The sequence below is a fragment of the Sphingobium fontiphilum genome, assembly GCF_014196635.1.
Taxonomy (GTDB): Bacteria; Pseudomonadota; Alphaproteobacteria; order Sphingomonadales; family Sphingomonadaceae; genus Sphingobium; species Sphingobium fontiphilum.
Map to the genome: position 1 here is coordinate 246650 of NZ_JACIEB010000002.1, position 22060 is coordinate 268709.

At 67.1% G+C, this 22060-nt stretch carries 26 protein-coding genes; 5 read left to right on the forward strand and 21 right to left on the reverse strand.

Annotation, left to right across the window (positions count from 1 at the left end):
* Nucleotides 1–50: 50 nt before the first annotated feature.
* From GGR44_RS05465 to GGR44_RS05475, 3 genes are all read right to left on the reverse strand, one after another.
* Entirely contained in the window at nt 51–917 is an 867-nt protein-coding gene (locus GGR44_RS05465) for a UDP-2,3-diacylglucosamine diphosphatase (protein ID WP_183954454.1), read from the reverse strand.
* 84 nt (nt 918–1001) lie between these two features.
* The gene (locus tag GGR44_RS05470) at nt 1002–1415 is read right to left on the reverse strand and encodes a hypothetical protein (RefSeq protein ID WP_183954455.1); all 414 of its coding nucleotides are present in this window, start codon (nt 1413–1415) and stop codon (nt 1002–1004) included.
* A gap of 38 nt (nt 1416–1453) precedes the next feature.
* Nucleotides 1454–2476: an NAD(P)H-quinone oxidoreductase gene (locus GGR44_RS05475; RefSeq protein ID WP_246344322.1), complete on the reverse strand. Its 1023-nt coding sequence runs from the start codon at nt 2474–2476 to the stop codon at nt 1454–1456.
* A 100-nt stretch (nt 2477–2576) separates the two neighbouring features.
* Here GGR44_RS05475 and GGR44_RS05480 point away from each other — a divergent pair, with 100 nt between their 5' ends.
* From GGR44_RS05480 to GGR44_RS05495, 4 genes are all read left to right on the forward strand, one after another.
* A complete protein-coding gene (locus tag GGR44_RS05480; RefSeq protein WP_183954456.1) occupies nt 2577–2774 on the forward strand; it encodes a DUF1192 domain-containing protein in 198 nt (65 codons plus the stop codon).
* Nucleotides 2775–2928: 154 nt separating this feature from the next.
* Nucleotides 2929–5247, forward strand: a complete 2319-nt coding sequence (clpA, locus tag GGR44_RS05485) for an ATP-dependent Clp protease ATP-binding subunit ClpA (RefSeq protein WP_183954457.1) — start codon at nt 2929–2931, stop codon at nt 5245–5247.
* A 27-nt stretch (nt 5248–5274) separates the two neighbouring features.
* Nucleotides 5275–5877 carry an esterase/lipase family protein gene (locus GGR44_RS05490; protein ID WP_246344323.1) on the forward strand — a complete coding sequence of 201 codons (603 nt, stop codon included), beginning with the start codon at nt 5275–5277 and terminating at the stop codon, nt 5875–5877.
* Between the two features lie 290 nt (nt 5878–6167).
* Nucleotides 6168–6803, forward strand: coding sequence for a glutathione S-transferase family protein (locus GGR44_RS05495; protein ID WP_183954458.1), 636 nt, complete (start codon nt 6168–6170; stop codon nt 6801–6803).
* Between the two features lie 71 nt (nt 6804–6874).
* On the opposite strand, the gene GGR44_RS05500 is transcribed toward GGR44_RS05495, so the two are convergent.
* On the reverse strand, nt 6875–7615 hold the full coding sequence (locus GGR44_RS05500) for a Bax inhibitor-1/YccA family protein (protein WP_183954459.1): 741 nt from the start codon (nt 7613–7615) through the stop codon (nt 6875–6877).
* A gap of 126 nt (nt 7616–7741) precedes the next feature.
* Here GGR44_RS05500 and thpR point away from each other — a divergent pair, with 126 nt between their 5' ends.
* Nucleotides 7742–8281 carry an RNA 2',3'-cyclic phosphodiesterase gene (gene thpR, locus GGR44_RS05505; RefSeq protein ID WP_183954460.1) on the forward strand — a complete coding sequence of 180 codons (540 nt, stop codon included), beginning with the start codon at nt 7742–7744 and terminating at the stop codon, nt 8279–8281.
* Between the two features lie 226 nt (nt 8282–8507).
* On the opposite strand, the gene GGR44_RS05510 is transcribed toward thpR, so the two are convergent.
* The 17 genes from GGR44_RS05510 to GGR44_RS05590 all read right to left on the reverse strand — a co-directional run bounded on the left by GGR44_RS05510 (nt 8508) and on the right by GGR44_RS05590 (nt 22014).
* Nucleotides 8508–9053 (reverse strand): superoxide dismutase family protein, encoded by a 546-nt coding sequence (locus tag GGR44_RS05510; RefSeq protein WP_183954461.1) that lies wholly within the window; start codon nt 9051–9053, stop codon nt 8508–8510.
* 285 nt (nt 9054–9338) lie between these two features.
* Entirely contained in the window at nt 9339–10412 is a 1074-nt protein-coding gene (locus GGR44_RS05515; RefSeq protein WP_183954462.1) for an OmpA family protein, read from the reverse strand.
* 183 nt (nt 10413–10595) lie between these two features.
* Nucleotides 10596–11099: a DUF2793 domain-containing protein gene (locus GGR44_RS05520; protein WP_183954463.1), complete on the reverse strand. Its 504-nt coding sequence runs from the start codon at nt 11097–11099 to the stop codon at nt 10596–10598.
* Between the two features lie 21 nt (nt 11100–11120).
* On the reverse strand, nt 11121–13298 hold the full coding sequence (locus tag GGR44_RS05525) for a phage tail protein (protein ID WP_183954464.1): 2178 nt from the start codon (nt 13296–13298) through the stop codon (nt 11121–11123).
* 3 nt (nt 13299–13301) lie between these two features.
* Nucleotides 13302–13667: an NlpC/P60 family protein gene (locus tag GGR44_RS05530; protein WP_183954844.1), complete on the reverse strand. Its 366-nt coding sequence runs from the start codon at nt 13665–13667 to the stop codon at nt 13302–13304.
* A 40-nt stretch (nt 13668–13707) separates the two neighbouring features.
* On the reverse strand, nt 13708–14523 hold the full coding sequence (locus GGR44_RS05535) for a DUF2163 domain-containing protein (protein ID WP_183954465.1): 816 nt from the start codon (nt 14521–14523) through the stop codon (nt 13708–13710).
* The gene (locus tag GGR44_RS05540; protein WP_183954843.1) at nt 14520–16859 is read right to left on the reverse strand and encodes a DUF2460 domain-containing protein; all 2340 of its coding nucleotides are present in this window, start codon (nt 16857–16859) and stop codon (nt 14520–14522) included. The genes GGR44_RS05535 and GGR44_RS05540 overlap by 4 nt, the downstream gene beginning before the upstream one ends.
* 32 nt (nt 16860–16891) lie before the next feature.
* Complete coding sequence (locus tag GGR44_RS05545; RefSeq protein WP_183954466.1) at nt 16892–17455, reverse strand: tail tape measure protein; 564 nt, start codon at nt 17453–17455, stop codon at nt 16892–16894.
* Nucleotides 17456–17574: 119 nt separating this feature from the next.
* Nucleotides 17575–17772 carry a phage tail assembly chaperone gene (locus GGR44_RS05550; RefSeq protein ID WP_183954467.1) on the reverse strand — a complete coding sequence of 66 codons (198 nt, stop codon included), beginning with the start codon at nt 17770–17772 and terminating at the stop codon, nt 17575–17577.
* Nucleotides 17769–18080, reverse strand: a complete 312-nt coding sequence (locus GGR44_RS05555) for a GTA-gp10 family protein (RefSeq protein WP_183954468.1) — start codon at nt 18078–18080, stop codon at nt 17769–17771. The genes GGR44_RS05550 and GGR44_RS05555 overlap by 4 nt, the downstream gene beginning before the upstream one ends.
* On the reverse strand, nt 18077–18484 hold the full coding sequence (locus GGR44_RS05560) for a phage tail tube protein (RefSeq protein ID WP_183954469.1): 408 nt from the start codon (nt 18482–18484) through the stop codon (nt 18077–18079). The genes GGR44_RS05555 and GGR44_RS05560 overlap by 4 nt, the downstream gene beginning before the upstream one ends.
* A 194-nt stretch (nt 18485–18678) precedes the next feature.
* Nucleotides 18679–19098: a tail completion protein gp17 gene (gp17, locus tag GGR44_RS05565; RefSeq protein WP_183954470.1), complete on the reverse strand. Its 420-nt coding sequence runs from the start codon at nt 19096–19098 to the stop codon at nt 18679–18681.
* Nucleotides 19095–19289 carry a hypothetical protein gene (locus GGR44_RS05570; RefSeq protein ID WP_183954471.1) on the reverse strand — a complete coding sequence of 65 codons (195 nt, stop codon included), beginning with the start codon at nt 19287–19289 and terminating at the stop codon, nt 19095–19097. Before GGR44_RS05570 ends, gp17 begins: the two co-directional genes overlap by 4 nt.
* Nucleotides 19286–19819: a head-tail connector protein gene (locus GGR44_RS05575; RefSeq protein ID WP_246344324.1), complete on the reverse strand. Its 534-nt coding sequence runs from the start codon at nt 19817–19819 to the stop codon at nt 19286–19288. The genes GGR44_RS05570 and GGR44_RS05575 overlap by 4 nt, the downstream gene beginning before the upstream one ends.
* The gene (locus tag GGR44_RS05580; protein ID WP_183954472.1) at nt 19819–20097 is read right to left on the reverse strand and encodes a phage fiber-tail adaptor protein; all 279 of its coding nucleotides are present in this window, start codon (nt 20095–20097) and stop codon (nt 19819–19821) included. The genes GGR44_RS05575 and GGR44_RS05580 overlap by 1 nt, the downstream gene beginning before the upstream one ends.
* Nucleotides 20094–20267 carry a hypothetical protein gene (locus tag GGR44_RS05585; protein WP_183954473.1) on the reverse strand — a complete coding sequence of 58 codons (174 nt, stop codon included), beginning with the start codon at nt 20265–20267 and terminating at the stop codon, nt 20094–20096. The genes GGR44_RS05580 and GGR44_RS05585 overlap by 4 nt, the downstream gene beginning before the upstream one ends.
* Nucleotides 20254–22014, reverse strand: a complete 1761-nt coding sequence (locus GGR44_RS05590; protein WP_183954474.1) for a tail fiber domain-containing protein — start codon at nt 22012–22014, stop codon at nt 20254–20256. The genes GGR44_RS05585 and GGR44_RS05590 overlap by 14 nt, the downstream gene beginning before the upstream one ends.
* Between the last annotated feature and the right edge of the window lie 46 nt (nt 22015–22060).

The window sequence follows — 22060 nt, forward strand, 5'->3', positions numbered from 1 at the left end:
CTTGGCTCATTTCCATCGGCGCCCCGAACCGAACAGGGGCGCCGGACAGTTTACGCAGCGATCCGGGCCGGTTCGCTCGCCTTGTCGCGCTTCGCGATCTCGTCCGCCCAGTGCAGCACTTCCATGCGTCCGTCGAAATGTTCGACCAGCGCGGTGCAGCCTTCCACCCAGTCGCCGTCATTATAATATTCGATGCCCGCAATCTCGCGATATTCGGCATTGTGGATATGGCCGCACACAACGCCATCGACGCCGCGCATCGCCGCCTCGTGCGCCACAACATGTTCGAACTTGGAAATGAACTCGACCGCGTTCTTGACCTTGTGCTTGGCCATTTTGGAGAGCGACCAATAGGGCAGGCCCAGCCGCTGGCGGACCGCGTTCACCACGACGTTGAGGCGCATCATCATCGAATAGGCGGCGTCGCCGACAAAGGCCAGCCAGCGATGGGCGAGCATGATCGTGTCGAACTCGTCGCCATGCAGCACCAGCAGCTTGCGCCCGTCGGCGGTCACATGCAGCGCCTTGCGCCGGATTTCGACGCCGCCAAAGCTCATGCCGGTGAACTGGCGGAACATTTCGTCATGGTTTCCGGGGATGTAGACGACGCGGGTGCCGCGCTTGGCGCGCTTCATCACCCGCCACACCACGTCATTATGCGCGGCGGGCCAGTAGAAGCGCTTTTTCAGGCGCCAGCCGTCGATGATGTCGCCGACCAGATACAGCGTCTCGCTGTCGACGCTGTCCAGAAAATCGATGAGCATCTTCGCGTTGCAGCCGCGCGTGCCCAGATGGATGTCCGAAATCCAGATCGTACGATACCGGCGGCGCTGCCCTTCCCGTTCCGGGATATGCAGCGTTCCTTCCTGTCCGTCACCCATGTCCGCCGCAAAGGGCAGGCGTGTGATGGCGTTCATGCAATGGCCCCCAAGGCTGTTGTCCTCGGGAGGTGATTCCTAGCGGAACTATGTTACAAGTCCGCGCCGAATATGACGGAAATGCTACGATTCTGGAGGGTCCGCCGCCTCAAACCAAGGTCGCAAATAATTAGCGCGCGACCAAATACAAAGCGCCACCAATGCAAATGGAATCGCCGTTATCGCCACTCCAAAGGCAATAGCAGCGATAGTTCCGTAGAAAGCATATAGCCCAATTACAATTTTCAGCTCCACAATGGCCAAACCCGCCAGAAACAGCTGAAAGCCCGCCATCCGATGGGCTGCTATCCCTGCTCCACACAGCAGCAGCCAGGCACCTGCGATAGACGAAACTTCGTCTTTGACATTTGCGCCCGTTTCACCAGGAGATCCCAATGTCAGCAGCTTCAAACCATATATAATAAAAAGAATGCCAAAACAAATCAGCAGCTTTGACCTACCCGGCCGCCCTTCATTTTCATTCACATCATTATTCATAGGGCACCAACATTCTCTTTCGACAAACGGAACGGACATCAAACCACCAGCACGATCTTCCCGAAATGCTCTCCCGCCTCCATGCGCGCATGGGCGCTGGCGGCGTCCTCCAGGGCAAAACGCATATCCATCGCCGGGCGGAGCTTGCCCTCGCCCGCGAAGGACCAGACGGTCCGCATAATCTCGTCCGCCACCAGGCTCTTGAAGCCGGAAGAGCGCCCGCGCAGCGTCGATCCGGTCAGCGTCAGGCGGCGGCTCATCAGCGTGGGCAGGAATATGGTCGCCTTCGCCCCGCCCAGCACGGCGATGGACACATGCCGCCCCTCTTCGGCCAGGCATTCGATATTGCGGGGCAGATAATCGCCGCCCACCATGTCCAGCACCGCCTGCACCCCCGCGCCCCCGGTTATCCGCTTCACCTCCGCCACAAAATCCCGCGTCTTGTAATTGATTGCGTGGTTTGCGCCCCATGCCATGGCCTGCGCGCATTTTTCGTCGCTGCCGCAGGTGACGATGATCTCTATGTCGAACAGGTTGCACAGCGTGATCGCCATGGTGCCGATGCCGCTGGCGCCGCCATGCACCAGCACGACGTCGCCTTCCACCGCATAGGCGCGCTCGAACAGGTTGGTCCACACGGTGAACAGCGTTTCGGGCAAAGCCGCCGCCTCGACCAGATCATAGCCATCGGGCACGGGCAGGCATTGCCCCATGGGCGCGACGGCATATTGGGCATAGCCGCCGCCCGAAAGCAGCGCGCAGACCCGCTGCCCCACCAGCATGTCCGCCCCTTCGCCCGCCGCGACGACGGTGCCCGAAACCTCCAGTCCCGGAATGTCGGAAGCGCCCGGCGGCGGGGGATATTTGCCCTGCCGCTGGAGCATGTCGGGCCGGTTGACGCCCGCCGCCGCGACCCGGATCAGCACTTCGCCAGCGCCCGGCGCGGGCACCGGCCGCACCTCCGGAACCAGCGCCTCCGGCCCGCCCGGTTCGGCGATGCCGATAGCCGTCATTTCCGCCGGGATCGCGCCCGTCGCCATTTCGTCCATTTGCGCCGTCATGCCCTGCCCCCGGCTGCCCCTATGGTGCGACGCAATATTTTAACCATTTGCCGCACGCGTCCTTATTGACAGACTGGCTTTCCGGGTCAACATTGGCGTCATGGACATGGAAGACTATCTGCCGAAAAAGGCTGATGATCCTCTGGCCAGACTGCTGACGCAGGATCTGGACCCGATGTCCCTCGCCGAACTGGAATCGCGCATCGCCGCGCTGGAAGGCGAGATCGCCCGCATCCGGGCAAAAATGAAAGACGCCGTTAACCATAAGGCAAGCGCCGAGGCGTTATTCAGACGATGAACCACCGTCCTGTCCCATCCCGGCCTCTCAAGGGCCTTATCGGGCAGCGGCAGTCTGGCAATTCACGCGGAACGGGGCTGGCCCTTGTTTCGCTGGCGAGCAATGCCGACATCAGGTTCGCCACCCCCCTCTATCGGGGACAGGAGTAGACCATATGCCTTCTTTCGCCGCTGCTCTCGAAACCACGCTGCACAACGCGCTCAGCCATGCGTCGGACCGTCACCATGAATATGCGACGCTCGAACATCTGCTGCTCGCGCTGATCGACGACGACCATGCGTCGAAAGTGATGCAGGCGTGCGGCGTCGACCTGGGCGAACTGGGCGATGCGGTCACCCAATATCTCGACACCGAACTTGAAAGCCTGAAGGTCGAGGGCGACACCGACCCCTCGCCCACCAGCGGGTTCCAGCGCGTGGTCCAGCGCGCCATCCTGCATGTGCAATCCTCCGGCAAGGATGAAGTGACCGGCGCCAATGTGCTGGTCGCGCTCTTTTCCGAGCGGGAAAGCTATGCCGTCTATTTCCTGCAACAGCAGGACATGAGCCGCCTCGACGCCGTTTCCTACCTCAGCCACGGGGTCGGCAAGGGCACCCCCACGCCCGAACGTCAGGAGACAAAGGGCGCCGCCGAAGAGGAGAAGAAGGTGCAGGATGGCAAGGGTAAGAAGGACAGCGCCCTCGATCAGTTCACCGTCAACCTCAATGAAAAGGCGTTGCGGGGCAAGGTCGACCCGCTGATCGGCCGTTCGGCGGAGGTTGACCGGACCATCCAGATCCTGTGCCGCCGGTCAAAGAACAATCCGCTCTATGTCGGCGATCCGGGCGTGGGCAAGACCGCCATTGCGGAGGGCCTTGCGCGCAAGATCGTCGAGGGCGAAGTGCCCGACGTGCTGAAGGAAGCGGTCATCTACTCGCTCGACATGGGCGCGCTGCTGGCTGGAACCCGCTATCGCGGCGATTTCGAGGAACGGCTGAAGGCGGTCGTCACCGAGCTTGAGAAAATGCCGCACGCGGTGCTCTTCATCGACGAGATCCACACCGTCATCGGCGCGGGCGCGACCAGCGGCGGGGCGATGGATGCCTCGAACCTGCTGAAGCCGGCTTTGTCGGGCGGCACGATCCGCTGCATCGGTTCGACCACTTACAAGGAGTTCCGCAACCATTTCGAAAAGGACCGCGCCCTGCTGCGCCGGTTCCAGAAGATTGACGTTAACGAACCGACGATCGAGGACACGATCAAGATCCTCGCAGGCCTGCGTTCCGCGTTCGAGGAGCATCACAGCGTCAAATATACGCCCGACGCGATCAAGGCGGCGGTGGAGCTGTCCGCCCGTTACATCAACGACCGCAAATTGCCGGACAAGGCGATCGACGTGATTGATGAGGTCGGCGCCATGCAGATGCTGGTCGCCCCGTCAAAGCGCAAGAAGACGATCACCCCCAAGGAGATCGAAGCGGTGATCGCCACCATGGCGCGCATCCCGCCCAAGACCGTGTCGTCGGACGACAAGGGCGTGCTGGAGTCGCTGACCACGGACCTGAAGCGCGTCGTGTTCGGGCAGGACAAGGCCATCGAGGTGCTCTCGTCCGCGATCAAGCTGTCGCGGGCGGGCCTGCGCGATCCCGACAAGCCGATCGGCAACTATCTCTTCTCCGGCCCCACCGGCGTCGGCAAGACGGAGGTCGCGCGGCAACTGGCGCATCTGCTGGGCATTCCGCTCCAGCGGTTCGACATGTCGGAATATATGGAACGCCATTCGGTCAGCCGCCTGATCGGCGCGCCTCCGGGCTATGTCGGCTATGATCAGGGCGGCCTGCTGACCGATGCGGTCGACCAGAATCCGCACAGCGTGCTGCTGCTCGACGAAATCGAAAAGGCGCATCCCGACCTGTTCAACATCCTCTTGCAGGTGATGGATAATGGCCGCCTGACCGATCATCACGGCAAGACCGTGGATTTCCGCAGCACCATCCTCATCATGACCACCAATGCCGGTGCGTCGGACATGGCGAAGGAAAGCATCGGTTTCGGCGAATTGTCGCGCGACGATGTGCAGGAAGACGCGGTGAAGAAGCTCTTCACCCCCGAATTCCGCAACCGTCTCGATGCGATCGTGCCCTTCGGCTATCTGCCGCCGGAGGTCGTCGCCCGCGTCGTCGACAAGTTCATCCTGCAACTGGAACTGCAACTGGCCGACCGCGACGTCCACATCACCCTGGACGACGACGCCAAGACCTGGCTCACCGAACGCGGTTACGACAAGCTTTATGGCGCGCGCCCGATGGGCCGCCTGATGCAGGAAAAGGTCAAGCAACCGCTGGCCGAGGAATTGCTGTTTGGCAAGCTGGTCCATGGCGGCGAAGTCCATGTCCGGCTGAAGGACGACGCCCTCGCCTTCGAAATCACCCCCGCCGCGCCCAAGAAAGGCCGGAAGGGCGGCAAGGCGAAGACGACCGAAGAGACGAAATAGGGCTTGTCCCCGGAACGCGCGGTGACAATGGCTGAGAAAGAAGGGACGGCGCCTGATGGCGTCGTCCTTCTTCATGGTTTTGGCGGCCTGCCGGTTCAGACTGCGCTGTTGGCCCGTCGCCTCGGGCAAACGGGCTTTGCCGTCGCCAATGTCGGCTACCCCAGTTGGCGCTGGCCGCTCGACCGCGTCGCAGACCATGTCGAGCGCCGCATCCGCCACTCGCCTGTCGCAACAGCCCCGACATTGCATTTTGTGGGCCATTCCATGGGCGGCCTGGTCCTTCGCACCCTTATCACCCGCCACCGGCCTTCCAATCTGGGTCGCGTGGTGATGCTTGGGACACCCAATGGCGGTAGCGAACTGGCCGATCTGCTCTACCGACTGCGCCTCCACCCTCTGATCCTCAATCGCGCCGCTCCGGCATTGCGCACACGGCGCGACACCATGGTCGAGACCGCGCTGGGTCAGGTCAACTATCCGCTAGGCGTCATTGCGGGGGACCGCCCGATAATGCAGCCATTTCCGGGCTTGTCTTTCGCGCGCCCAATGACGGCAAGGTCAGTGTTGCCGCGACTCATTGCCCGGACCAAAGCGATCATCTGGTCATGGCCGTGGCCCATACGGCGATGATCTACAGCCGCCCTGTCGCGCAGCAGGTTGTGCATTTCCTGCGCCATGGCGCTTTCAACCGGCAATAGGGATTGCTTGTTTCGCTCCCCCGGCACCGCAATCTCTGCTACACGGCGTTATCTCAAAAAATGCACATGGTCGCATCTCTTCCCCTCCTTTCCAGGAGCAGATGCCATGAACACAAATTTCCTTTGCGCGGCGCCACCGCTCCCCCCGCCGCGCCCGGCCCCATGGCGGCCATGATGCGCGTCATCGCCGCCATGAACGACGATCAGTGAAAGGACCGACCCATGACCGACAGCGTCACCCTGTACACCAACCCTATGTCGCGCGGGCAGATCGCCCGCTGGATGCTGGAGGAAGCCGCAGCGCCCTATGAGCAGGTGCTGCTTGACTATGGCACGACCATGAAGGGCGCCGATTATCTGGCGATCAACCCGATGGGCAAGGTTCCCGCCATTGTCCATCGCGGCAAGGTGGTGACGGAATGCGCCGCCATCTGCGCCTATCTGGCCGACGCCTTCCCGCAGGCGGGCCTTGCTCCCGCGCTGGAGGATTGCGCCGATTATTATCGCTGGCTCTTCTTCGCCGCTGGCCCCGTCGAAGCCGCCATCACCAACACAGCCATGGGCTTCGTCCTACCCGAAGGGCGTGATCGCAGCGCGGGCTATGGCTCGCTCGACGCAGTGCTGGACACGCTCGAACAGGCGGTATCTGGCGATGCGTGGATCTGCGGCGACCAGTTTACCGCCGCCGACGTCTATGTGGGCTCGCAGGTCGACTGGGGGCTGGCCTTCGGCACCATCCCCACACGCCCGGCCTTCGAAGCCTATGCTGCACGCCTGCGCGAACGCCCCGCCTATCAGCGGCAGAAGGCCATCGACAACGCCCTGATCGAACAGGCACAGGCCGCCACCCCCGCCTGAACCGCGCCGGACAAGAAAAAGGCCCGGCGGATCGCTCCACCGGGCCTTTTTCGTTTCAGCGCGTCACCAGGTCAGTCGCGGCTGCTGCCCATGAAGCGCAGCAGGAACATGAACATGTTGATGAAGTCGAGATAGAGGTTGAGCGCCCCCATCACCACCGACTTGCCCACCATGTCCGTACCCGCCACATAGGCGTACATGCTCTTGATCTTCTGCGTGTCGTAAGCGGTCAGGCCCGCGAACAGCAGCACGCCGATGGCGCTGATCGCCAGATCCATCACCGTCGACTGCAGGAACAGGTTGATCAGCATCGCGACGATCAGGCCAATGAGACCCATGATCAGGAAGGTGCCGAAACCCGACAGATCCTTCTTGGTCGTGTAGCCCCACAGGCTGAGGCCCGCGAAAGCGGCCGCCGTCGCGAAGAAGGTCTGCGCGATCGACGTGCCGGTATAGACCAGGAAAATCGATGAGAGCGACAGACCCATGACCGCGGCATAGGCCCAGAACAGTGCCTGCGCCGCCACCGTCGACAGCCGGTTGATGCCAAAGCTCAGCACCATCACGAACGCCAGCGGGGCGAACATGATGACATATTTCAAAATGCCCGGACCGCCCAGAATCTGGGCGGCAAGCCCGCTCGACGCGAACAGCAGAGCGACGATGCCGGTCAACAGCACGCCGCTCGCCATATAATTATAGACTGACAGCATGTAGGACCGCAGGCCCGCGTCAAAGGCTTCGCTGCGCGCGCCGGTGGCGACTGCGCCAAAGCCCCGCACGTCGGGACGAGGGTCGGACCAATTGGCCATGACTTCTTACTCCTATGCGGCAAAACCTCTTGCCGTTGCCCCTATTATCGGATCGCCGGGGTCTTTTTTCAAGCGAAACCGGGCCTCGAACTCGTGTTCCCGGCCGCAATCGGCTATCCTTTTACAATGTACAGGCTCTTTGTCGGCATCCAGCCACCGCCAGAAACATTCCAGCAACTTTTGCCCCTCATGCACGGCGTGCCCGGCGCCCGCTGGCAACAGGAATCGCAGCTCCACATCACCCTGCGCTTCATCGGAGAAGTGGATGGCGATATCGCCAGGGACATTGCCGGGGAACTGGACCGGCTCCGATTCCATCCCTTTGCCATTGCCTTGCAAGGGGTCGGCATGTTCGACGCACGTGGCTATCCCGACGCGCTCTGGGCGGGCGTCGAACCGCACGAACCGCTGGCCCATCTCCATCGCAAGATCGATCGCATGTGCGTGCGATGCGGGCTTGCTTCCGAACGCCGCGCCTATCTTCCCCATATGACGCTGGCGCGCATGGGCCGCGCGGCGGGACCGGTCACACCTTTTCTGGCGGAAAATGCGGGGCTTTCTTTGCCCGCATTCACCGTTTCCACGGTCACGCTTTTCGAAAGCCATCTCAGCCATAACGGCGCCATCTACCGGCAAGCAGCCCAATATCCCGCGCAGGGCAGTTAAACAGGCCAGTGCACAGTCCGAGCGGCGCTTGAACGAACCAACCCCACATTCGATTAGGGAGGCACGGACAACGCGTTCGTCGCCCCGGGCTTGACCCGGGGTCCAGCTTCCTTTCAGCCGTGACAAAGATGGCGCCCCCCCAAAGCCGGATCAAGTCCGGGTGACGGGCCTCATCGCGCAATCCTGACCCTGTTCGCCCCCGGGGCGCAGCTCCCCTACCCCATCGTCAGCCGACTTTGAGTACGCCGCAGGCGACCCGCCCGCCCGCATTGCCCGCCGGATCGCTGACATTGTCGTCGGGGCCGGCGTGAACCACCACCGCCGCGCCATCGGCATCCAGCAAAGGCATGGCGCCGGTCGCCAGCAGGCCGCCGGGAATGACATATTCCAGCAGGCCCGCGCCATCGCCCGCGACCGTCATATTGGGCATGTCACCCATATGCATGCCCTGCGGATTGTCACGCCCATGCTGTTTTCCGGTCGGATTCCAGTGACCGCCGGCGCTGGTGAAGGCCGGCGCGGTGCAATCGCCTATAGTGTGGACATGCACCGCATGGATGCCCGGCGTCAGCCCCGATGCGCTCACCCGCACATGCAGCCCATCGGCAGCCTCGGTCACGGTTGCAGTCCCGCGCGCAGCGCCATCGCCAGCCGCCAGGTCCGCGCGCGCCGCCGGTGCGGGCGGAAGGCTTGAAGGCCCGCTCGCCCCCTGCGTCGCGCAACCGCCCAGCATGACGAAGGGGATGGCGGCTGCGATCGCGATGGCTTTCATGGGGAACTCCTCATTTCGTGGACTTGCTCATCGGGCAACGCCCTCACGCCGCCATTGTTGCCGATGCAAACGGGCAAGTCACGAAATTGTTCTCGCGCCAGCTCTGGCCAACCCTGTCCATGGGCTTCCTGTCAGCATCCGGCTCATCGGCGGGAGACCGGCGAAAAGCCTCCCTCAATGGCCATGTGCGCATTTGGCCCGCGCCACGCCAACTCGAAACGAAAAAGGGCCGGTCTTTCGACCGGCCCTCTCCGTTCCCCGCTCCCGAAGGAAGCAGGGCATATCTTACATGCCCGAACCCGGACCGTAGGAGATTTCCACACGGCGGTTCTGGACTTCGCGAACGCCGTCGGCGGTGTCGACGCGCGGCTTGGATTCACCGAAGGCTTCGGTGCTCATCACGCCATCGGGGATGCCCTTCGAAGCCATGTAGGCCTTGACGGCGTCCGCACGGCGCTGAGACAGGCCGACGTTATACTTGGCCGAACCCGAACGGTCAGCGTGACCGGCGAGCATGACCTGCGCGCTGCCGCAGTTGGCATAGGCCGACACGGCGTTGTCCAGAATGGTGGCGGCGTCAGGCGTGATGTCCGACTTGTCCCATTCGAAGAACACGATGTACGGCCCGGGGCTGCATTCCGCAACCGGAGGCGGCGGCGGAGGCGGCGGCGGGGGCGGGGGCGGCGGAGGCGGCGGGGGGGGCGGCGGAGGCGCTTCCGCACCACCGAAGTTGTAGGCCAGGCCGAGCAGCAGGCTGTGCGTGCGCAGCTTGGTGTCGACGGTCGCGCCAGCCGGACCACCGGTGGTGTTGTAGGCCGAAACCAGCTTGATATCGTCCTGGTTGAAGTAGCGATACTTCAGCGACACGTCGATATTGTCGGTCAGCGGGTAACGAACGCCAGCGATCGCCTGCCAGGCGAAGCCGGTGTCGCTGTCGTTGACGATGTCCGTCGCCAACTTGCCGCGCGACACGCCGACGCCGCCGCCGACGAAGCCCTGCAGGCCGTCATCGGGACCGAAGTCCAGCATACCGTTCAGCATGAACGACAGAGCCGAGGCGGCGCCGCCGAACCCGCTGTTGTCCAGATCGACCTTGGCGCGCTTGTAGGCGGCTTCGGCTTCCAGACGGAAACCGCCGAAGTCATAACCGATCACGCCGTCAACGTCCCAACCCTTGTGGTAGTCGGCCGTTGTGGTCTGGCTTGCCGCGGGCGCGTAGCCGGGCGTGTAGGTGATGTCCTGGTCTTCGGTGATGGTGACGCCGGAATCGACGCCGATGTACCAGCTGTCGTCACGTGCCAGGGCCGGAGTGGCCAGGGCGGACGTCGCAAGCACAGCCGCGAGGGCAAGCTTCCGCATAAAAATCCCCTTTCAAAATAGTCACGAAGGACTGCTGAAACCCTCTACCCGGACGAAAGTTTCATGGCAAGCGCACAAATTCCGAAAACAGTTGCAAAAATGCACCATTTCCGCCCGGTTGAGGGTCTCATTTAAGTAAAACATGACCTTCATTATGAATGAGATAGCAAATGCAGGCGCGCGTCAAGATGCAATCAGCCCATGGGTGCGCATGGCGGAAAGTATCGCCAAAATGGCGGCGCGCGCTTCTGTGTCGGCGGTCGCGCCGCCCACGGGGTCGGAAATGGCCGAAAGCCGCTCGCCCACCACCTTCGCGTCCGCAATAAACAGGCCGTCCGGACGGACCGGATCGTCGCGCCATGCGCTGCCGTCATGCTGCATCGCATGATCGCGATCCGCGACGAACATTCGCAGCCCGCTCCGTGGCGAAACGAACCGCCAGCCGCCCTCGCTCCATCCCGCCAATTCCCCCTCGCGGCCCTCCCAAGCGCCGCTCGCCGGGCTGCCGACGATCCAGCATTGCCCCATGTCCGGCGAAGGCGGCGGGGCCGTCTCGTCCGCGCTTTCAACCCGACCGCCGACCAGCATGTCGACGATGGTCAGCGCTTCGTTGTGGAACAATTCCTTCATCGCCTGGCCGCTGTGCAACAGGGGCAAGGCCCATCGGGGTGTCGCTTCTCCGCTCATCGCCGATCCTTTTCATTTTTATCAGGGATTTATGGTCATCACGGCCGGACGCCCTATCGCCCGAACGCCCATCTGCCGCACAGTGAATGTCCAGGGCCCGCCATGCCCCGCCGCCATGTCTTCCGCCCGCGCCGCCGCGTCCCATGTCCATGTCGGCGCGGCGACCTCCGCCCGGCGGAAGATGCCCGCCCCGTCGGCCAGCTCCACCATATAACGCTCCGCCTCCTCGACCAGCGGCGCATCGACCCCGTCGATCCAGCGCCACCCCGCCCGGCTGCGCCGGGTCCAGCTGAACGACGCTCCGCCCGCGCCGTCGTCGCGCGCCGCCAGATGCACCGGCGACGGCGGCCGGATCGCCGCGCCGTCGATGGCGACGACCGCCTCGACCGGTTCGACATCGCCAATGCCCAGCGCCGCGATCCGCACCGACGGCGCTGACAGCAGGGCATCGGGCAGAGAAAACAGCCGGTCCTCCTCCAGCAGCAGGAAAGGGTCGCCCGCCGCCGGTTCCGTCATCGCCCATTCGGTGCCGCGCAAACCGCGCCGCAAATCCGACAGCCGCCAGCGCGCCGGGCCGATCGCCTCGGCCCGCGCGAACTGGATCAGTTCGCGCCCGACCATCGCCACATTGCGCCCGGCCTCCAGCGCCGCTTCCTCCGCATCGGCCAGAACCATGTCCTGCGCCAACAGGCTGACCTCCATCGCGCCGATCCGGTCGATCAGCAGGCTGCTGGCGACGCCGGGCGGCGCATCCACCACGCCCATCACCGCAGGCGGCGCCGTGCGGCCCAGCGGCGTCGCCTCGCCCATGTCGGAGAGGGCCAGCAGGCTCGCCCGCCGCCAGCCCGCGCCCCCGCTCGCCGCCGCGACGATCACCGGCCCGCTGGCGGCGCTCTCGCCCAAAGGCGGCAGGTCGACCAGCATCAGGATCGTCGGGCCGTGGGGCGCATCGACTTCGCGCACGATCCCCCCGGACGCCACCTCGCCCGACGGCGCGCCTCCTCCCGCCGCACGGCGCAAGGTCAGGACGACCGCCATCGCCTCCCATTCGCGCGCCTCGATTCGCCAGCTTCCACCTTCCCCCGCGACCGTCACCATCGCGCCGGGGGCGAGATCCAGCGCATCCCACCCGCAGCACAGCGTCATCTCATCACGTCCTGCCCACGCCGCGTCCAGCCGTTGCGCGGCCAGTTGCCGCGCCCGCGCCGGGCCGATCACCGCGGGCAGGTCCATCCCCGTCTCGATCCGCCCCGGCCCCGGCCGCGTCACCCTCTGCACCCCGGCCTGATAATCGCGCGCCGCATCATGATGGCCCAGCGCCAGCGTCACCGGCACGCCATCGGCCGCCGCCGACCGCCGCTCGGCCGGCTCCCGCCGCTTGCCGTTGACCGCACGCACCAATGCGTCGCCGCCGACCTGCGCCACCGCTTCGCCATCGGCCACCAGCCGATCCCCCGCCAGCGAAAGCCCATGCGCCTCGAACAGCGGACTGAGCGCCGCCCGCGCATCACCCCCGCTCGCCGCATATCCCGCCACCGTCGCCAGTCCGTCGCCCGCCACCGCGCCGCCCGTCAACGCCTGCGCCACCGCACCAATCGACACAGCGCCCTCATCCGCCTCCACCTCGAACGTCAGCGAAGGAATGCGATTGCCATAGTCGCCCAGCGCCAGATCCTCGAACAGCACATAGGCGGTGCCGCGATGCGCCGACGTCTCCCCAACGCCCTGCGCCGCAGCGATCAGCGGGTCGACCGGCTGGTCCTCGTGCCCCAGATGGACGCGCATCGCGCCGAGTTCGGTCTTGAAGTCGCCCGCCGCTCCGCGCAGCAGATTGCCGTCCGCCCATATCCGCCGGATCGCGCGGATCGGCCGCGAAGACAGCGCGACGGCAAAACTCGCCGAATAGGCGTAGCTGGTCACGCTCGGCCGCCCCTTGCCGCCCCCGCTCTTTTCCCTGCTTTCCTTCAGGTCCGTCGCCCAGATGACAGTCCCCGCCACCCGGATCGTGCCGAACAGCGCCGGAATCTGGCTGCCATAGCTGGACGTCTGCACCGCCAGATCGGTCAGCCGCGGCCCCTCGCGCCCCTTGGGTTTGAACAGCACCGCCTGATCGAACGCCCGCCCCGCCAGCGCGCCTATCGCCGCGCCGATCGGCCCGCCCAGCAGCTGCCCCACCGTCGTCAGCACCACCGTCGCCATCGCCTATTCCCCTTGTCGCGGCATCCGCCAGACGCCGATCACCGGCCATGGGCACGCCCCCGGCGTCTCGACCACCCGGCCGATGCCCGCATGGGCGTGCACATGGCCGCCCTCCACCCGGATCATCAGATGCAGTTGCAAAGGGCCGGGCCGCACCAGCATCAGGTCGCCGACCGCCGCGTCCGCCACCCGGACCAGCCCTGTCTCATCGATCCACCCACAGGCCCGCGCCGCGTCGCCGCTCCGCAAGCCATAGGGCCGCGCGGCCCGTCCGCTCCACCCCGCCCTCGCAAAGGCCGCCATCGCCAGCCCCACGCAATCCACGCCCTGCGCGTCACGGCCATGCAGCCGAAACGGCGCGCCCAGCATCGCCCGCGCCGCCGCCGCGATACGCTGGCCCGCCCCGTCCTCAACCACCAGGATAGCGGGTCAGCAAGTCCATGCCTGGCAACCATGGCTCGCCCCGGAAATTGACGGCATTGCCGAAACGCCCGGCACAGGTCGCCAGTTGGCGGTCACACCCCTCGCTCAGCATCGCCAGCGTCCCCGCCTCCACCGCGCGCGGCGGCGGATCGCTCAGCGCAATGCTGTCCGCGTCATTGCCGATAACGGCCTGCGCAATCCCGCAATTGGCCCCGCTCATCCAGCGCAACGCGCCATAGACATAGTCGCCCGGTGCCAGCCCGCCGCCGGTCACCGTCACATCGGCCCCGCTCCCCGCCTCGACCCGCACGACCCGCCGCCGCCCCGCCATGGCGACACGGCACTGGCGATCGCCCAGCCGCGCCCGGCAATCCGGGCTGGTGACCGGCGCCACCGCCATGTCCAGCACCGCCGCCGGGCCGCGCAATTCCACCGTGAAGCTCCCCCCGCGCCGCTCGACCGCGCCCAGCGCCCCGCGCGCCAGCAACTGCCACATCGCGCCGGACGCCTCCCACTGGGTCAGATACAGGAACAACGCAGCCCCATCCCATCGCCCGGCGGTCAGGTCATCGGCGCTTATCGCATCGCTCGACAGCGCGCCCGCCAGGTCCATGCTCTCCGCCTCCAGCCCGATCCCTTCGCGGATCGCGCCGGGGCTCATCCCCGGTGCAGCGCGATAGACCAGACCGCCAATCTCCATGTCGCGATCATGGCTGGTCAGCCCGATCGTCACCCCGTCACGCCGCTCCAGCCGCCAGCAAAAGGCCAGCGTCGCGACGCTCCCGTCGTCGGCCAGGCTCATTCGCGTATCTCCACCAGCGGCACGGACGGCGCTTCCCCGGCGGCAAAGGTCGCGCGGTTGATCTCCAGCCTGTCCTCGGCAAAGCGCACCGGCACGTCGAACCGGTATCCCGCCGTCACCACCACGCCGTCGCCCGGCGCGGCGTCGAATGCGATGACGCCCAGACCCTCATGGCTCCACCCGCCATGCTGCTCGACCCCGTCGATCGCCACCCGGATCGTGCCTGCCACCGGCCGGGTGATCCGCCGCTGCTGCGCCTCCGCGCCCAAGCCATAATGACGCAGCAGTTGATATGTCGTCCGCACCCCGTCGCCCACGCCCAGCCACTGGTCGACCGGGCTCGGCGCGCTGCCAGCGTCGCCGCTGCGATCGTCATAGGGATCGGTGAAGCGAAAGCCCCGCGCCGCGCCCCGTCGCGCCCGGAAAAAGGCGATCAACGCGGCGATGTCCGCCTCCGACCGCACGCCCGGCCCCGCATCGAACGACAGGCGCGCGTCGGCCCAGTCGCTCGACCGCCGCTCATGCCCGCTCACGCTCTCGATGACCTGCGTCGAAAAGGCGGGAGCCACGCTCGCCTCGCGCCCGATGGCCAGGGGAAAGGCCACATCGTCAAACGCCTGCATATCGTCCCCCTCCTCCCATGCGAAACAGGTAAAGCCGTCGCGCGCCACCTGCGGCAGCGCCCAGATGAAGGTCGCCGCCGTCCCCCGCCTGACCGCCGCCTGCGCCGCCCGCGCGATGGCGCGCCATTGCGCGGCATCCTCCGGCATCAGCACGAAACCCGAAAAATAATGCTGCTCTTCAATCGGATAGCCCAGCCGCGCCGTCGCCTCGGCCACGCCCCGCGCGGTCAACCCTTCATGGCCGCCGGTCACCCAGTCATAATCTTCCAGTTGCAGCACGTCGAACGCCGGGGCCGCCCATCCAGTCGGGAGGTTCGCCCGCTTTGCCTCCGGCGCGGCCGGGTCCAATATCGTCGGCAGATAGGCGAGCAGATGCGTCACCGCGGCAGGCGCCATCGCCTTCACCGCCGCGCACAAAGCCGCCGTCGATCCCGCCAGCAACGCCCCCGCCGCGTCCAGCATCGCCTGCTGCCCGGCGTCCTTCGGCCCCCTTATGTCGGGGATCGACACCAGCGCCCCGCCCAGCGCCGCCCGCGCGGCATCGTCATACAGGCATGGCCGCCCGTCGGCGGGGATCACCCACCACCATGGCTCGCCTACCTGAAATTTGGCCGGCAGGCCCGCCTCCAGCGCCAGCGCGACAAACGCCCCCGCCACCGCCTGCAAATAGGCCATGGCCCCGGCATGGGCGGGCGACAGCAATGTCGATGGCGGCTCCCATCCGGTCAGCGCCGGATCGCCATTTTCCGCTCGCTGCTTCCAGTCGCCCCAGCAATGGGCGTCGAACAGTTCATAGGACAGCGACCAGATGACGCCGAACCCCAGCGCCTTCGCCCGTCGCGCGAAATCGTCATGCCAGGCCGCGCACGGCCCGTTCAGCACCCCGCCCGCCAGACTGGCATAGAGGCCCCCGTCCCCGGCCCGCTCCAGCCGGAAATAATGGCTCATGCCGACATAATGGTTGATGTCGCCGCGATAGCCCAGCGCATGGATCGCCGCGACCAGCCGTTCGGGCGTCTGGTTATAGGCGTCGTCATAGCCCGTCGCCATCGACAGCCCATGTTCGGGCAGCATCACATCGCCCACCACCAGCACCGACCCGGAACCGTCGCAGCGCAGTTCGCTCAGTTCCGCCCAGCCCGCCTGCCCGACCGCAAAGGGCGTGTCCCCCGCGTCATAACCGGGCGGAACCAGCGAAATGAACATCCGGTCGACATCGCCCGCCCACACCGGATCGGCCTCGTCGGGCAACAGATAGCCGCCGACCAGATCGCCGAAATCCAGCGCAATCTCGGCATCTTCGGCTGCGCCCGTGGCATAGTTCCACAGCCGCACATACCAGGCGCGCGGATTGCCCGCCGCGTCCCGCCCCTCGATGGTCAGCGTCGGCCCATGCGTCTCATCGAGCCGCCTGATCCCGCCGCTGCGCCAGCGGAACCGCAACCGGCAGGCGCGAAAATCCCGCGCGGTTTCATACGCCAGCAGAGGATGGCTCCACTTGTCCTCCGCTTCCCAGATCAGCCCCGCCAGATCGCCCGATCCATAAAAGACCGCATCCACCCGCAACGCATCGGGCGCGGTGGTGACGACGCTCGCCATCATCGGCCGGGGAAAATTGACCGTCCAGTGCGTCGGCGCAAACCGCTTGAGGAAGCCCGTCTCCTGCCCGCCCCGCGCGTCCGCCAGCCAGTAATCCAGCCGCCGCCCGCTCATGCCCCCGCTCATGCCCCCGCTCATGCCCCCGCTCATGCCAGCGCCCCCTTCACCGCCCGCGCCACCTGCCGGGCGCTGCGGGCCAGCAGGCGCGGGCCATCCTCTCCGCCGCCCGCGCCGCGCACCGCGATGCTCACCCGCACGTCGCGCCCCGCGCCGAAGCCGGTCGCCACCTGCCCGCTGCTCGTCGGCACAAACACCTCCGGTCCGCGCTCACCCACCAGATAGGCCCGCCCCGGCGCCACCGGCCCGCCCGTCGCCCGCCCCGGCAGGCCCAGCACCGACCCCAGCAGCGAAGCGCCCAGCCCCAGTAGGCCGCCGGCACCCCCGCCGCCGCCCAGGCTCCCGACCGCCGACCGCAACGCGCTCGCCGCAATCTCGTCCAGCACGCTCATGGCGATGCGGCGCAGATCCTCGAACCCGAATTTCCCGGTCTTGACCGCGCGCAGCAACCCCGCCTCGATCCGCTGCCCGGCCCGCTCGGCCCCCGCCGCCAGCGGCCCTTCCATCCCCTCGCGCATCGCCGCCACATCGCGGGCAAAGGCCTGCGTGTCGGCCCGGACGCTGACCACCAGCGTCTCGATTTCCTCATCCATGTCGCTTCTCCCGTGGGCGCTAGAGCGTTTTCTAATCAGGTGGAATCACCTGATGACTCGGAAAACGCGACAAATCAGAAACTTAGAGCAGTCGAGCCGACTCAGTCGGGTCGACTGCTCTAATCCGGCATCGCCGCCATCATCCGCGCCAGCGCCTCGCCATCCACGCCGGCGACATCCTCGCCGCCGCGAGCCGCCTCCATCACCGCCGCCAGCTCATCGGGCGTCGCGCGCCAATATTCGTCGGGCCGCCACCCCAGCAGCAACCCGGCCACCCCCGCCAGCCGCGCCGCCCGCGTGGCAAAGGCCTCGCTCACCGCCCCGCCAATATCTGGCGCAATATCGCTTTCAGCACCGGCGCAGCCTGCGCCAGCCCGGCGGCGGCCACCGCCTCGCCCAGCGCCTCGCGGTCCAGCCCCTCGGGCGGATCGACCAGGCAATGCCAGAACAGCCCCGCCATCTCCGCCAGCGTCAACTCGCCCGCCGCCGCCCGCTCGACCAGCGCGAACAGCGATCCCAGTTCGCCCTCCGCCGCCACCAGCGCGGCAAAACTGGGGCGCAACGTCACCGCCTCGCCCCGCACGGTCAGCGCCGCCTCGCCGCGCGCCGGATTGGCCGCGCTCATTCGCTCACCACCGGGCCGGAACTTTCCAGCCCCAGCGCATAGTTGCGTTCGCCATTATAATCCCCGGCATAGTCCAGCCGCGTGACCAGAAACCGGCCACGCATCCGCTCGCCGCTCTCGAACGACAATTCATATTCGTCGATCGTCCCGGCCAGCGCATGGTTGCGGATGCGCACCTCCGCCGCCGATCCGGTGAACAGGCCCGCCGCCGATACGCTCACCGATCGCACCCCCGCACCCGACAGCAATTCGCGCCACCCGCCCGAATCCTTGCTGGTCACGTTGACCGCCTCGCCGTTCACCGACAATTGCGTCGTCCGCATCCCCGCCACCGTCGCATAAGCGACAGGGCTGCCCCCATCGCCGACCTTCAGCAGAAATGCGCTGCCCTTCTCCACACCCATGGTCCATCCTCCCGTCCTTGCAGGATCAAGGCCGCCCCCTTGGCGACCCGATAATCTCGTCTGGAATCAGAGTTTGTCTGGAAATGCGCCTTTGGCGCATCCGCACCGGCCCACGCAGCCGAGGCGCGTGACTCGTCTGCGTGGGCCGGCGCCGCATCGAAAATGCGCTCTTCCGCGCATTTTCAAACAGACCCTCACCCCTCGGCGCGCAGCGCCCGCACGCGATAGTCCACCACGCCGCGCCAGCCGCCCTCGCGCCTATGCCCTGGTCCCGGCCGGGCGATGCGCGACCGGATCAGCGCCACGCCGACCATATGCCACCCATCGCGCGCCAGCCCCGCCAGCCCATGCAGCGCGCCGTCGACGCGCGTCAGCATCGCCGCGATGCCGCCTGCGCCCTCGCCCGGATCACGCAACTCGATGGCGATCCGCACCTCGCGCCCGTCCAGCCCCTTGCCGCCCCAGTCCGCGCCCGAACATTCGGCCAGCATCACATACGGCCCGCTCGCCTGCCCCACGTCGCCATCGCTCACGCCATTGACCCGCCCGGCAAGGTCGCCGTCCGCCCGCAACGCCGCCAGCACCGCGCCCCGCACCGCCATCTCCGCGCTCATGCTTCGCCCCTTCCCGCGTCGCGCAGCCGCGCCTCACGCATCCACCGCGCCATCAGACCACGCCCCGACGCCCGCACCGCCTCACCCTCAATCGTCACCTCGCCTACGCCCGCCGCCCGCAACGCCGCCGCCACATCGGCCCGCCGCCGCTGCGCCCGCCGCTCGACCAGCGCCACGATCCACCCGATCATGCCAGCCGCATCCGCCGCCAGGGCCGCCACAGCGCGGTCACCACCGCCGGCATCGCCGCGTCGTCGCCCGTCCGCGTCGCATGATAGTCCGCCGCCAGCCGCACGATCCCCTGCCGCACCGCTTCGGGCAGGCCGTTCATGTCGGCCGCCATCCCGGCGCGATAGCTGACGCGCAAATGGGTCGCATCGGTCGGCGCGATCACCCGCACCCACCCGTCGCCCGCCCCGTCAATGTCGATCGCATAGCTCTCGACCGACAACGCCACCGCGCCACCCGCCGCGTCCAGCCCCTCGACCGCCTCGATCGCCACCACCGGCCGCGCCGACAGCCGCGTCCATTCCCGCGCCGCGATCACCGTCTCGCGCGCCTGCCGTTCGATCAGCCACTGGCCGACAAAGGCTTCGCACACCCCCTCGGCCGACCGCAGCAGTCCGGCCAGCAATCCATCCTCGTCACCGCTCTCGATCCGCAGGTAAGCCTTGAGCACCTCCAGCGGGCTGGCCATCGCAACAACATCCTGCTCCACCATCACCGCTCCTCCACCCGCAGCAGCGTCGACCGCTCATCCTCCTGCCCGTCGGACAGGGTGACGCGATTGGTCACGCGATACAGCCGCCCCACCGCCCCGCCCGACAGCCGCACGCTGGTCCGCTGCGCCTCGTGCGCATCGGCCTCGACCATCACGCCGCCCGCCTCGTCGGGCGTCACAGTCCATTGGCTCGCGACAATGCTCTGCCCGGCCAGATAGGCGGACCAGTCGAAACCATGGTCGACCCGCGCCTGCGGATCCTTGCACATCAGGCTCATCGGATCGTCTCCTCCTTCTCCCGCTCCGGCCGCGCCGCCGCCTCGCCGGGCCGCAACCGCGCGCCATGCCCCGGCCGCATCCCGCCGACCCACGCCCCGCCCCAGCCGCGCGGCCGCGGCTCGTCGCTCGCCGCCACCGGCCGCCCGCCTATCGGATCATTCAGCAGCATGGGCCATCTCCAGCGCCGTCACCCGCGCGGTCAGCCGGGCGATCTCCCGCCGCAGCCACATGGCTTCCAGCGCCAGACACTCGTCATAACGCAGCCCCCAACGATCGCCCGCCGCCCGCCCCGGCCGCACCAGCGCGCCATCGGCGTCGCGCGCCTCGTCCTCCGCGTCCCAGGCGTCATGACACACCAGCCCCCATCGGACCGCCGCGCCCGCGCCCAGCACCCCGTCGATCACGTCGCGCGTCTCCTGCGCCACCATGCCCATATGCCAACGCGCATCCGCGCCCTTGGCCGCCACCGCATCGGCAAAGCGGTATCGCCGCCACGCGGCCCCGCCCCAGGCGTCCAGCAAAGCCTCATCCGGCGCGCCCACATCCACCTTGTCGCGCGCGTCGGACGTGTTGATCGTCCCCGTCCCGGCATAGACGACCGACCATCGCCGCGCCGCCTCGCCCAATGTCCGGCTGTTGTCAGCGTCGGGCCGCACAATGCCCGTCACCGTCACGCCCGTGCCCGCGTCGAACCGCGCCACCTGCGTGCGCGTGGTCGATCCGTCGGCGGTCAGGTCGATGCTCGCATAAATGCCTAGATTGGTCGGCGAATGGGCGCTGGTCGATGAAAAGACGATCCGCGCCTGCTGGCCAAAGGCGCTGCCCGTCCAGGGCCGCGACGACAGTTCGAACAGGCTCACATTGGCCGCGCCGATCTGTTCTGGCGCCGCCAGCGTGCCATAGGCCGCCTGCCCCACGAAATTGCAGTGGGTGGCGATCGAACTGCGATAGGAAATCACCGTGCACTGGGCAAAATTATTGGCCATGGCGTTCACCTGCGCTGCGCCGGTCGCGCTGGTCGTGTCCACAGTCACCACGCCCGTCACCGTCCCGCCGGTCGACGCCAGATAATCGCCGCTGGCATGGGTCGCCGCGCTGCCCAGCCCCAGCGCCGCCCGCGCCCCGGCCGCATCACTCGCGCCCGTCCCGCCATGGGCCAGCGCCAGCGTTCCGCCCAGCGTCAAAGTCCCGCTCACGCTCACCGGCCCGCCCGTGAGGGTCAGCCCGGTCGTCCCTCCCGACCCGTCGACGCTGGTCACCGTGCCCGCCGCGCTGCTCGTCCCCGCGCCGATATAGGCCCGCGCCGCCGCCGCATCGCCCTGCGTCAACACGCCCCGCCCGAACGCCGCAGTGCCCGCCGCCGCAATAGCGCTCAGGTCCGCGCTCGCCGCCTGCTTGCCCGCCAACCCGGCCTCGACCGCCGCGATGGCGTCGGCCTGAACAGCCAACCCACCAGCCAGCGCGTCAATACTATCCTGCTGCCCCGCCTGCGCCGCGCCGAGCGCCGCGACATCGCTCGCCAGCGCATCGGTCGCCGCCACGCCCGCCGCCAGCGCCGCGTCCAGCCCATCGACATCCCCGACGCCATGACCATGGCCCACGATCTGCGCCAGCCAGTCGGCAGTCGGCGTCAGCGCGACATGTTTCTCCCCGACGCTGAAATCCACCGCCGCGCCATCCGCGCTCGACGCCACCGGCTCGCGCGCCAGCAGGCCTTCGCCGTCCAGCCAGCCAATGCCCGTCTCCCACTCGCCCGGCGAAGCCACCCCGAAAATCGCATAGGGAAAACGCGCCTCGGCCTCCACCGCGTCGGCAAAGCGGCGATAGCCCGCCACCGCCCCGCCCAGCGCCAGCGGCCCCGCACCCCCGGCGTGGCAGACCTCCAGCACCAGGTCGGCAAATATGATCGGCTCCATCCCCGCCCCCGCTCAAACATGAAAACGGCCCCCTTCCGCATCCGGG